General features: G+C 71.5%; 10 protein-coding genes and 1 tRNA gene. 8 read left to right on the top strand and 3 right to left on the bottom strand.

Going from position 1 to position 11998, the window contains the following annotated elements:
• The first annotated feature begins 57 nt into the window (after positions 1–57).
• Positions 58–141 (top strand) — tRNA-Leu (locus JOD63_RS14545).
• A gap of 72 nt (positions 142–213) precedes the next feature.
• Here the strand turns inward: JOD63_RS14545 and JOD63_RS14540 are convergent.
• Positions 214–1578, bottom strand: a complete 1365-nt coding sequence (locus JOD63_RS14540) for an amidase family protein (RefSeq protein WP_211088131.1) — start codon at positions 1576–1578, stop codon at positions 214–216.
• Positions 1575–2240 carry a GntR family transcriptional regulator gene (locus JOD63_RS18080; RefSeq protein ID WP_045276634.1) on the bottom strand — a complete coding sequence of 222 codons (666 nt, stop codon included), beginning with the start codon at positions 2238–2240 and terminating at the stop codon, positions 1575–1577. Before JOD63_RS18080 ends, JOD63_RS14540 begins: the two co-directional genes overlap by 4 nt.
• Positions 2241–2558: 318 nt before the next feature.
• Here JOD63_RS18080 and JOD63_RS14530 point away from each other — a divergent pair, with 318 nt between their 5' ends.
• Positions 2559–2765, top strand: a complete 207-nt coding sequence (locus JOD63_RS14530) for a cold-shock protein (protein WP_045276635.1) — start codon at positions 2559–2561, stop codon at positions 2763–2765.
• 6 nt (positions 2766–2771) lie between these two features.
• Here JOD63_RS14530 and JOD63_RS14525 read toward each other — a convergent pair whose 3' ends face one another.
• On the bottom strand, positions 2772–4847 hold the full coding sequence (locus tag JOD63_RS14525; RefSeq protein WP_045276636.1) for a bifunctional lysylphosphatidylglycerol flippase/synthetase MprF: 2076 nt from the start codon (positions 4845–4847) through the stop codon (positions 2772–2774).
• A 153-nt stretch (positions 4848–5000) separates the two neighbouring features.
• Between JOD63_RS14525 and JOD63_RS14520 the strand changes: the two genes are divergently transcribed.
• From JOD63_RS14520 to JOD63_RS14495, 6 genes are all read left to right on the top strand, one after another.
• Positions 5001–6230, top strand: coding sequence for a hypothetical protein (locus tag JOD63_RS14520; RefSeq protein ID WP_045276637.1), 1230 nt, complete (start codon positions 5001–5003; stop codon positions 6228–6230).
• Between the two features lie 70 nt (positions 6231–6300).
• The gene (locus JOD63_RS14515) at positions 6301–7521 is read left to right on the top strand and encodes a polysaccharide pyruvyl transferase family protein (RefSeq protein ID WP_052682586.1); all 1221 of its coding nucleotides are present in this window, start codon (positions 6301–6303) and stop codon (positions 7519–7521) included.
• Between the two features lie 5 nt (positions 7522–7526).
• Positions 7527–8078 (top strand): acyltransferase, encoded by a 552-nt coding sequence (locus tag JOD63_RS14510; protein WP_045276746.1) that lies wholly within the window; start codon positions 7527–7529, stop codon positions 8076–8078.
• On the top strand, positions 8075–9259 hold the full coding sequence (locus JOD63_RS14505) for a glycosyltransferase (protein WP_045276638.1): 1185 nt from the start codon (positions 8075–8077) through the stop codon (positions 9257–9259). Before JOD63_RS14510 ends, JOD63_RS14505 begins: the two co-directional genes overlap by 4 nt.
• A 190-nt stretch (positions 9260–9449) precedes the next feature.
• Positions 9450–11015 (top strand): sugar transferase, encoded by a 1566-nt coding sequence (locus JOD63_RS14500; protein WP_211088130.1) that lies wholly within the window; start codon positions 9450–9452, stop codon positions 11013–11015.
• A 12-nt stretch (positions 11016–11027) separates the two neighbouring features.
• Positions 11028–11978, top strand: coding sequence for a glycosyltransferase (locus JOD63_RS14495; protein WP_052682589.1), 951 nt, complete (start codon positions 11028–11030; stop codon positions 11976–11978).
• The last annotated feature ends 20 nt before the right edge of the window (positions 11979–11998 follow it).

The raw sequence follows: 11998 nt of genomic DNA, 5'->3' as shown, positions 1-11998 counted from the left end.
CGCGAGGCATGATATCCTCGGCAAGTTGAGTTCGTGGAATCTCCGGATCCAAGACTCGCGCGAGTGGCGGAATAGGCAGACGCGCTGGCTTCAGGTGCCAGTGCCCGAAAGGGCGTGGGGGTTCAACTCCCCCCTCGCGCACAGACGCGAAATGGGCTCCCCGTGTGGGGGGCCCATTCTCGTTGATGCCCGTGATCACCGGGCTCGATGACGTCAGAGCGCCGGCGGCGGGATCTCGCGGGCGACGGCGGCCGCGACGGCGATCGTCGTGAGGTCGCCGAGGTGCGGTCCGATCACCTGCACCGACATCGGCAGCCCGTCGGCGGTCATGCCGATCGGGGCGGCGGTCGCCGGGAGGTTCGCGAACGTGGCGAGCGACGGCCACGCGAGCTGCGGCTCGAACGGCTCGTCGCGGCCGTCGATCACCAGGGTGCGCCGATCGGGCACCGGCTCGTCGGAGAGCGGGAAGGCCACGGTGCCGAACGTCGGCGCGACCACCACGTCGAACTCCTCGAACAGCGCCGCCCACCGCCGACGCACGTGGAGCTGCCGGTCCACCAGCTCGAACCAGTCCCGCACCGGGAGCGACGGCGTGCCGGCCGGCGCCCGGCGCGAGCCCACGGCGGCGAGCATCGTGCGGTAGTCCTCGAGCACGGCCGCGAGGTCGGGAACCAGCGGGCTCGAACGCGCGATGAGGGCGCCGGCGCGCTCGGCTGCGGTCGCCACGTCGTCGACCCCGCGGCGCACCACGGAATCAGTCGCGGCCGACGGATGCTCGTCGAGCACGAGCATCCGGCATCCGACGAGAGACTCCACCCGTGACGGCGGCAGGGCGAGCGTGGTCGCCGGCGAGAAGTCGTCGGGGCCCGCGATCAGCCCGAGGGCGAGCGCGAGGTCGCCGGCCGTCCGCGCCAGTGGACCGATCGAGGCGAGCGGTGGGCCGACGCCGTCCCAGCCGCCGGGCGAATGACCCTCGGCGGGGATGAGACCCCAGGTCGGCTTGTGCCCGAACACGCCGCAGAAGGCCGCCGGCACCCGCACCGATCCGCCGATGTCGGAGCCCAGTTCGAGCGCGGAGTACCCCAGGGCGAGTGCCGCGGCCGATCCGCCCGACGAGCCCCCGGGCGAGCGGCTGAGGTCGTAGGGGTTGCGGGTGCGTCCGTAGATCGGGTTGTCGCTCTGCCAGTCGTTGAGGGCGACCGGCACGTTCGTCTTGCCGATGACGACGGCACCGGCATCCGTCAGTCGTCGCACGGCGAGGGCGTCGCGCTCCGCGCGGTGCCCGGTGAGGTCGGCGAATCCCCACGTTGTCGGATGGCCGCGCAGGTCGAAGCTCTCCTTGACGCTGATCGGCACTCCGAGCAGCGGGCGCTCATCGCCCCGCGCGATCGCCTCGTCGGCCGCGCGCGCATCGGCGAGTGCACGGTCGGGGTCGCGCACGACGAGCGCGCCGACCTGCGCGTCGGCGGCGTCCGCGCGGGCGAAAGCGTGCTCGACCAGTTCGACGGCGCTGAACTCGCGGCGTCGCACCGCGGTGGCGAGATCGATCGCCGAGGCGCGCGCGGGGTCGAGGGTCACCCGTCGACCGTCTCGGCGGCCGCCCGGCCGAGTCCGTGGATCTCGCGGAGGACCGCCTCGCCCGTGGTCGCGTCGCGGCGCGCCACCGCGTCACGGAACTGCTGATAGAGGTCGCTCCGGTGGATGGGGCACGCGACCCCGGGCCGCCACGCGCGGAGGTTGCGGCGGATCGCGATCTGGGCCTCGCGCATGAACTTCAGCACAGCGGTGTTGCCCGACGCGAAAGTGAGCTGCGTGAAGAAGTCGATGCTCGCCGCGATCAGCGCCTCGTAGTCATCGGCCAGCGAAGCGGCGACCAAGGTGTCGGCCTCCCCGACGAGCCGCGCGTGCGTCTCGTCGTCGCACCTGGCCAAGGACATGTGGAGGGTGATGCCCATGAGGTAGCCGACGAGCTCGAACAGATCGGACTGCGACTTGTCGGTGGGCGCCGAGACGCGCGTGAACCGCGCGGGGAGCACCTCGACGACGCCCGAGAACTCAAGACGCTGCAGTGCCTCGCGCACCGGTGTGCGCGAGACGCCGAGGTCGGCGGCGAGGTCCTGGTCGCGCAGACGCTGGCCCGGCGCCAGCGTGCCGTCGATGATCGCCTGACCCAGCAGCTGGTAGACCTCGTCGCCGAGCACCGAGCCGCGCGGCTCCAGAGGGGGGAAGGCGGAGGACATGAGTATCTGGATTGTACGCGCGGACCAGGCGGTCGCGGCCAGTCCGGCGCCGCCCGGAAAAACGGTTCGCTCCCTCGCCGATCGCGCGATATATCGGTACGATGGTGCCTGTCACGCTCTGCGTGGCCTATCCGGGGGGATCCGTCGGCGCCCGGGCTTGGAGCTCTGCTCGGCCCGGGCGTGCGATGGGACCATGCCTGATGAAGGTGACATTTGTGTCACCTTCCGTGATAAACCTCGCTCTTCGGGCCCGAGATCAGTAGCGTTGACTCCGACTCGTCGCATAAGCGCACGGGCACCCCCGAAGAACGGCAAGTAATGAGCACGCAGGGTACCGTCAAGTGGTTCAACTCGGAGAAGGGCTTCGGGTTCATCGCGCCCGATGAGGGTGGCGCAGACGTCTTCGCCCACTACTCGGCCATCCAGGCGGGCGGCTACCGCTCGCTCGAGGAGAACCAGCGGGTCGAGTTCGACATCGCACAGGGTCCGAAGGGCCTGCAGGCGGAGAACATCCGCCCCGTCTGAGTTTCCTCAGTCGCGCGAGCCGCGCACCAGCTCGAGCCCTGCATCGGCGAACTGCCGCAGTGAGGCCTCGGGCAGGAACGCGCGTGTGAGCGCTCCACCGACGCGCGCGAGGTCGCTCTCATCCCGATAAAGGAGAGAGAGCGTCTCGTAGCGCGGGTGGAACTTCTCCTTGAACCGGTGTAGCGAGCGGAAGCCGTACACCGGTTCGAGTGTTTCTGCGAGCTTCTCGCTGAGCGGCGCGATGAGCCCCGCACCTTCGGGGTACTCGTGCGCCAGCGGCGCCCCCGACAGGGACATGACCTCTGCGCCTTCCGCGGAGAACTCCCGCGCCGACCATCCGATGAGCAGCTCCATCACGGGGCCGAAACCGCCGTCGCGCCGGCGCATGAGGTCGAGGGTCCAGCCGCGGATGCGGCCGCCCTCGCCGTGCACCGGCAGCCACGACAGGAATCCGTCGACGTCGCCGTCCGGCGAGATCGCTATCGCGAGCCGCACCTCCGGGTCCTCCGCCTCGACGAGGGTGCCGAGCGTGAAGCCCATCTCAGGCAGCCCCTTGTCGCCCACCCACGCCTCCGAGATGGCCCGCAGCTGCTGACGCACGCCCCACGGCTCGTCGGCGAGTCGCGTCAGGCGCACCGTCATCTCATCGCGCCCGGCGCGGTTGAGGGCGGTGCGCACCGAGTTCCAGCGCTTGCCCGTGAACTCCAGGCCCGGCAGGTCGACGATCGTGTCGTCAGCGACCACGAGACTGTGCCAGCTGCTCGGCACGGCTGCCGCGGTGCGGTCGTCGACGCTGAAGAAGCAGGGGATGAGGCCGGCGCGCTCCGCCACGCCGATGAACTCCCGCACCGCGGCCGCCCGGTCTGCGGCCGGTCCGATCGGATCGGCCAGGGCGAGGGCCACCCCACCGCGACGCCGGAAGGCGACGATGCCGTGCTCGGTGCGGGCATACTCCAGCCCGTCCCACGTGGTCATCCACGACAGCGTGCCGCCGCCGTAGAGGCGCAGCTGCTCCTTCACCTCGTCGACGTCGGGGGCGGGCTGGCTCCCCAGCCGAGAACGCCGCCGCGCTCGGAAGGCGCCGCGCACCCACAGCAGGTACACCAGGAGCATCAGCCACATGGAGCCGCTCGCGAGGGCGAGCTCGGTCTCACCGGCGATCGCGCCTTCGACGGCCGACTCCGACAACACGACGACGAGGGTCAGCACCAGCGCCGCCGTGACGATGTTGATCGCGCCGAGGACCACGGCGACCACCCACGCCCACCGGCGTCCGCGGCGCAGGCCGTTCGCGATCAGCACGATCACGAGCGAGTCGAGGGCGAAGTCGAGGAACCCGCCCGACACCGGCTCCGTCGGGCCGAACACTCCGTCCGTCGGGACGACGAGGGTGATGAGCTGCACGACGCCGAGCACCAGCATCCCGGTGAAGGCGATGAGTCGCTGCTCGCGCACCGTCGTGCGCTGCACGCGCAGCGACCGGTCGACGACGAGCACGAGCAGCACCGCGAGGAGGTGCTCGAGGTCGGCCAGCTCGCCCCAGAAGAGCATCGCGAGGAACACGAACGCGAGGAGCACCAGGAGGGCGCGAATGCGCCACGGCGCCGCGAGTAGGGCGACGGCGGCCGCGATGCACGCCATGGTGCCACCCGAGGGGCCGACGTCGAGCACCAGCGCCTGTTCCTGCGCCCAGGGCCAGGGCAGCATCGCGCACAGCCACAGCACGAGCGCCGACCCGAAGACCGCGAACAGGTGACCCACGCCGAAGTAGGCGAGGGCGACGATCGACCCCCGGCGCCACTCCAGATACGCCATGCCGACGAAGCCGCCGATCGTGAAGAGGTACACCCATGGCTGCGAGACGAAGAACAGGCCGGTCACCGGGGTCCACCAGCGTCCGGCCTCGAATGCGGGGAGACCGTACGCCACGACGTCGAAGAGGTCGGAGTCCTCGAACGGCCGCCACAGTCCCTGCCAGGCGAGTCCGGCGACGAGGAGGGCCGCGACGAGCGACAGCGTCGCCGGGAGCCTGCCGGCGACGACGGACAGCGGACGGGCGGGCCGAGGCGAAGGTGCCGTCATGCCGTCACTTTAGCGAGGGGCGGATGCCCGCTCTCGGAGTTTCCCTCTTCGTAACGTGGATGACTCACTCGCGCTTTAGCGTGAGTACGGCTGGACCTCACGGCCCGGCCGGGCCGAAGGCGTCTCGTGCACCGACAGGGATGGAACCGCCTGATGGCAGAACTCGACCGTCGAGCGGCACTCCTGCTGCTCGGAGCGCTCCCTGCGGGCGTGCTCCTCGGATGTGCGCCCGATGCCGCCCCGGCGGCACGCGCGACACCGCGACCGACTCCGAAGACGACAACGCTGGCGACATCCGGCGCAGGCCCGACGGGGGCGCTCGCCGCCGCCTCGTACGGGCCGAACGGCACGCACTGGCCGTCTCGCACACCGCGCGCCACCGACACGTTCGACGTCGTCGTCGAGGCCGACTGCACGTGGGCGGCGATCTCGAAGGCGATCGCCTACGTCGACGAGCGCTCGCGCGACGGCGCCGGCGCCGTGCTCGTGAAGCCCGGCACCCTGCCCGGCAACGGCGCAGGCTCCTCGAGCGCACCGGTGATCCAGCTGGTCGGGTCGAGCGGTCGCGCCTCGCGCGTGCTGGTCGCCCCGCGCGACGGCATCGGCTCGATCACGCACACCGGCTCGATCCGGATCGACCGGGTGAAGGGCGTGTCGTTCGTCGGGTTCTGGACCCACCCCAACAGCGTCGTGCTGACCTCGGTCGAAGACGTGGCCTGGGCGTGGTCGAAGGGACAGGCGTTCAACGCCACCGCGGGCAAGGGCGGGCCGCTCTCCAACGTCGAGTTCGTGGAGTGCGTGACGCCCGACGCCAAGCTCACCGAGAGCGATGCCTGGGCGTTCCGCACCGCCGGCAACGTGCTCGACGGGGTGAGTGTGATCGGCTGCTACATCGCCCCCTCGTACAAGCCCGCGGGCTCGACCGCGCACTGCGACACCCTCCAGCTCTCGGGAGACAAGGCGCAGGCGAACATCACGCTGAAGGACACCGTGCTGTTCGCGTCGACCAACGCGGGGTTCATCCCCTCGGGGCTCGCGAAGAACGTGATGTTCGACGGCTCGCTGCTCGTCGCGGGCGACCGCATGCTGCAGCGGTACCCGGTTCCCGCCCAGGCGAACAACTTCACCTCGGGAGCCCCCGCGGCCGTCAACGGCTCCGGCACCCGAGGCATCCTGTCGTCGCGGGGCTCGACCTTCATCGGCATCGTGCGCGGCGAGTGGGCGAGCGTGCAGTCGAGCACGATCTCGGGATCGGCGTCGGTGCCGGTCGCCTCGGGCGGATTCACGTCCGACCCGAGCCTCGCGAAGATCGACGCCGCGTGGCTGGAGCGAACCGTGCCCGTGCCCTCCGACGACCGCCTGCGTGCCATCTGGGCGCTGTGACCGGCACCGGAGAGAGGGAAGAGCCGATGAGCGTTGAGGTCCGCACCGCTGCTCCGGATCGGAACGTCGCATGAGCCTGCGTGAACGGATGCTCCGGCCGCTCCGCGACCGGCGGCTGATCCGCGCGGCCGACCGCCTCGTGCTCACCGCCCGCGCCCGCGCAGGAGTCACGGGTCACGTGGTCGTCGCACCGCCCGGGCGCGGCAACATCGGCGACCAGGCGCTCGTGGAAGCCTTCGTCGAAGCCGTCGACGGCCCGGTCCACGTGGTCGTGCGCTCCGTCGCCGACATCGACGTGCCCGAGCACCTGGCGGACCGCATGACGCTCGTCCCCCTGCCCGCCCTGATCTACGGGTCGGCTCTCGGCCGCGCGCGCGACCTCAGGATGCTGCGCCCGGTGCTCGCGCAGGCCGCGACGGTGAGCGTGCTCGGCGCCGACGTCATGGACGGCGCCTACGTCGAACGCGCATCGCTGAACCGGGCGCTGCTCGTGCGCCGGGCCGCGGAGCTCGGCTTCGACGCGCGCGTCATCGGCTTCAGCTGGAACGCCGCACCGACGCCGGCCGCGATCGCGGCGCTCCGCGCGGCGGGGGACGCCGGGGTCGCACTGTACCTGCGCGACCCGGTGTCGGCCGGGCGTGCACGCGCCGACGGACTGGCTGTGCGCGACGCCGCCGACATCGTGTTCGCCGCACGCACCGTGGACCATGACGCGCCGGCCCGCTGGGTGGCGGGCCTCGGGGCCGATGAGCCGCTGGCGCTCGTGAACGCCTCGGGGCTCGTCGGCGTGGCCGTCGACGCGTACACCGAGACCGTGCGGCTGCTGCGCGCCCGCGGCATCCGGGTCGCGATCATCCCGCACGTGTCGCGGCACGGCGCCGACGACATGCCGCTGTGCACCCGCATCGCCGACGCGTTCGCCGACGACGCCGGGGTGACGCTCGTGCCGCGGCTGCTCTCGCCGCGCGAGATCCGCGGCCTCGGCGCCCGTGCGACGATCGCCGTCACCGGGCGCATGCACCTCGCCGTGATGTCGATGCTGTCGGCGACACCGGCCGTCACCATCTCGACGCAGGGGAAGGTCGAGGGGCTGATGCAGCTGACCGGCACGCCGCAGCTGTGCGTCGAGCCGGGCGACGGGTTCGCGACACGTCTTCCCGCGGCAGTCGAGGATGCGCTCGACCACGTGGCGGAACTCGGCGACACGATCGCCGGACGTCTTCCCGAGGTGGTCGCGCTGGCGCAGCGCAACGTCGAGATGCACCGCGCAGCACAGGAGGTGGCCGTGTGAACGGCATGACGACGATGCAGAACGCGGCGCGGCTGCGCGATGCGATGTACACCGCGTTCGTGCGGGGCGGTTTCGCCGAGTTCGGCGACCGCAGCCGCATCATGCTCCCGTTCCGCTCGGGCAACCCGCACATGGTCTCGGTGGGGCGGCAGGTGCTCATCGGCCCGTCGTCGTGGTTCATGGTGCCGCGCCTCGATCACCCCGGGCCCGTCATCCACCTGCACGATCGCGTGCGCATGAACCAGACGTCGATCACCGCGGTGCAGGAGGTGGTGATCGAGGAGGCGGCCGAGCTCGCGCGGGGCGTCTACATCTCCGACCACATGCACGGCTTCGACGACCCCGACCTCCCCATCCGCGACCAGGACCTCGTGCGGGTCGCGCCGGTGCGGATCGGGCGGGGTGCGTGGCTCGGCCAGAACGTGGTCGTCATGCCCGGCGTGACGATCGGCGCCGGAGCCGTCGTCGGCGCGAACAGCGTCGTCACGCGCGACATCCCCGCCCGCACCGTCGCCGTCGGAGCGCCGGCGCGCGTCATCCGCGAACTGGTGCCATGACCCCGCGCGACGCGGTCTTCACGTTCTCGTACGAGACGTACGCCGATGCCGTCGCGCGCGGCATGATGCGTCCACCCGACCGCATTCTGCAGACCCTCATGGCGTCCGCCGAGATCGACGGGCTGCTGGTCGCGAACCCCTTCCGGTCGCTGCCGAGCGTCGTCGCACGGCGCCTGCGCCGCGCCGACCCGCCGCTGCCGCCCGCACCGCGACGATCGCTCGTCACGCCGCGGCGACTCGCGCGCGCCGACCCGGTGAAGCTGCCGGCGCTGGTGCGCGGCTACCGGCGCTACGACGACGTGCTGCGCCGGCGGGCCGAGCGGCTCGGCCTCGAGGCGCCGGCGGTGATCACCACCAACCCGCTCGTGGCGGCGTTCAGTCCGCTCGCGTGGGCCTCTACGGTGACGTATTTCGCCCGCGACGATTGGCTGAGCTACGCGGGGCGGCGGGAGTACTGGCCCGCGTTCCAGGCCGCCTACCGGCAGATCAGCGACGCCGAGATCGCCGTGGCGGCGGTGTCGCAGCAGATCATCGACCGGATCGATCCGCGCGGACCCCGTGCGGTCATCCCCAACGGCGTCGAGCCCGGAGACTGGGCGGGGCCGGTGCCGGCCGAGCCGGCGTGGCTGGCGGGCATCCCCGGGCCACGGGCCATCTACGTCGGCACGATCGACGAGCGGCTCGACACCGAGGGCATCGCCGCTCTCGCGCGCGAGCGGCCGGGCGTGAGCATCGTGCTGCTGGGGCCGGCGCCCGATCCGGGGTACGTCGCGCAGCTGCGCGACATCGCGAACGTCCACATCCATCCCGGTGTCGGCAGGGCCGAGCTGGTCGCGGCGCTGCGCAACTGCGACCTCTCGCTGCTCGCGCACCGGCGGACGCCGCTCACCGAGGCGATGAGCCCGCTCAAGGTGTACGAGTACCTCGCCGCGGGTCTCCCCGTCGTCGCGATCGACCTTCCGCCCATCCACGGCATCGACCCCGGCGTGCTCATCGCGCCGAGCACGGCCGAGATGGCCCCGTACGTCGACGAGGCGCTGCGCCGGGGCCGTGCCGACGAGAGTGCCCGCGAGGCGTTCGTCGAGCGCAACAGCTGGGCTGCACGGCATCGCACGATCCTCGACCTGATGGAGCGGCCCGCCGTGTTACGCCGAGGTGAAGAGTTCGCACCCGCCGTATGAAGACCGCCCCCCAGGGGGTGTGCTCCGGGCTCCGGCCCAATACCGTTGAGCCACGCTCGTTCGGGAGAACGTGGACGTGCACCATCTGAAGCACCACCGCACCACCTGAGCATCACCGAAGCACCATCGCATCACTTCGCCGGGCAGTCGCCCGGGGGAGCGCAGGGCCAAGGTCGTCCCCTGAGTACTCATGACTGGGGTCGACATGGGTTCGATGAGCACGAGCGCGGCTGCGCCTGTTGCGGATACCGGCGCGGTAATCGGCGCGGACACCGGCGCGGTCCGGACGCAGGTCCAGACGACGGTGAGTCCGGGGCGCGTGCCGCGGCAGCCGCTCGCGCTGCTGTGGTTCCAGCGGCTGGTCACCGGGATCGTCGCCGGCGACGTCGTCGCCATCGTCGCGGCGCTGTCGATCGCCAGCCTGGTCCGCTTCGGCGCCCCTGACTGGACGGCGCAGTCGACAGCCGCGTACGGCGTCGCCGCGGCCTGCGTCGCCGGGGTGTGGCTGGTCGCCCTGTGGGCGGCGAAGAGCCGCGCCAAGCGCATCATCGGCGAGGGCCTCACCGAGTATCAGCGCGTCACCAACGCCACGCTCATCGCCTTCGGATGCGTGGCGATCTTCTGCTACGTCGGCCAGATCGACTTCGCGCGCGGCTACGTCGCCGTCGCGATGCCGCTCGGGTGGGCGCTCCTGCTCGGCAACCGGCTCATCTGGCGCAAGGTGCTGATGGAGCTTCGCCGTGACGGCCGGGCGCTCACCGGGGCGATGGTCGTCGGCGCCCCCGTCGATGTCGACCGCACCGTGCAGGAGCTCAACGGGAACATCATCGCGGGCTATCGCCCGGTGGCGATCTCGCTCACGGCGTCGAGCACCGAGGTGCCCCGCGAGGTGTGGGAGCGCCTGTCGCACCTTCCCCGGGTGGAGTTCGACGACGTCGTCGAAGCGACCCGCGGATCGCGCACGCGGGCGCTGATGATCGCCGGCGACCTGCCCGGCGGACGCGACCGCATCCGGTCCCTCGGCTGGGAGCTGGAGAACTCCAAGGCGGAGCTCATCCTCGTCTCCCGCCTCACCGACGTCGCCGGCCCCCGCATCCACCTGCGTCCCGTGTCGGGTCTGCCGATGGTGCACGTGCAGCTGCCCCAGTACTCCGGATTCACGCACTCGCTCAAGCGCGTCTTCGACATCGTCGCGACCTCGCTCGGGCTCATCGTGCTCGCGCCGGTGTTCGCGGTGATCGCGCTGCTCGTGCGCCTCGGCGACGGCGGCCCCGCGCTGTTCCGCCAGACGCGCGTGGGCGTCGGCGGGTCGACCTTCACGATGCTGAAGTTCCGCTCGATGGTGACGGATGCCGAGCGGCAGCGCGCGCAGCTGGAGGCGAGCAACGACGGCAACGGCGTGCTGTTCAAGCTCAAGGACGACCCGCGGATCACCCGGGTCGGGGGAGTGCTGCGGCGCTTCTCGCTCGACGAGCTGCCGCAGCTGTGGAACGTGCTCCGCGGCGACATGAGCCTCGTCGGGCCGCGCCCTCCGCTGCCGAGCGAGGTGCGCGAGTACGAGGGCTCGGAGACCCGGCGGCTGCTGTCGAAGCCCGGGATCACGGGGCTCTGGCAGGTGAGCGGACGCAGCGACCTCTCGTGGGAGGAGAGCGTGCGCCTCGATCTCTACTACGTCGAGAACTGGTCGTTCACGGGCGACCTGATCCTCATCCTGCGCACGGTCGTGCAGCTGTTCAAGCACGACGGCGCCTACTGAAGGAGAACACACATGGCCAAGACGATGATGGTGTGCTCGGGCGGCGGGCACCTCAAGCAGCTCTACACACTGGCCGAGCGTCTCGGGGTGCCGGCCGAGGACCAGGTCTGGATCACCTTCGAGAACGGCCTGTCGACGTCGCTGCTCGCCGACCGCGAGGTGCACTACGCGCCCTTCGTCGCGCCGCGTGACGTGCGAAACCTCTGGCGGCTGCGGTCGATGGCCGGCACCGTGATGCGCAGCCACGAATACGAGCGCGCGTTCAGCACCGGGTCGAGCCCCGCCGTCGCGGTGCTGCCGATGGCGGCCGCGCGCGGTGCGCAGGCTCACTACATCGAGAGCGCAGCGCGGGCGGTCGGGCCGAGCATCACCGGCCGCATCCTCGAGCGGTTCCCGCGCATCCGCACCTACACGCAGTACCCCGCGTGGCAGAGCTCGCGCTGGGCGTACGCGGGGTCGATCTACGACGGCTTCACGCCGTCGGAGACGATCACGCCTGCCCCCGACCGCATCCGTCGCGCCGTGGTGACGGTCGGCACGCAGGAGGGGTACGGATTCGACCGCCTCTTCGACGCACTCGCCCCGCTCCTCGCGGATGCCGACGAGGTGCTGTGGCAGACCGGTCCCCAGGACGTGTCGTCGTGGGGCATCGACGGCCGCGACCGGGTGCCGCACGACGAGCTGTCGGCCGCGATCGCCGAGGCCGACGTCGTCATCGCGCACGCCGGCACCGGATCGGCGATCGCCGCCTTCGAGCAGGGGCGCTTCCCCGTGCTGGTGCCGCGCCTGGCACAGCACCGCGAGCACGTCGACGACCACCAGGTGCAGATCGCCCGCGAGATGCAGCGACGCGGGCTCGCCTTCATGCGCACGCCCGACCAGCTCGACGAGACCGTGCTGCTCGAAGCGGCGCGACGCTCGGTCGATCTCGTCAGCGCTCCGCCACTGCGCGTCGCAGCCTGACAATCCTGACCCGTCCGCCC

Origin of the sequence: Microbacterium terrae (assembly GCF_017831975.1) — a bacterium.
GTDB lineage: Bacteria > Actinomycetota > Actinomycetes > Actinomycetales > Microbacteriaceae > Microbacterium > Microbacterium terrae.
Note: the sequence above shows the minus strand (reverse complement) of the source record. Positions and strands in the feature narration are given on the sequence as shown.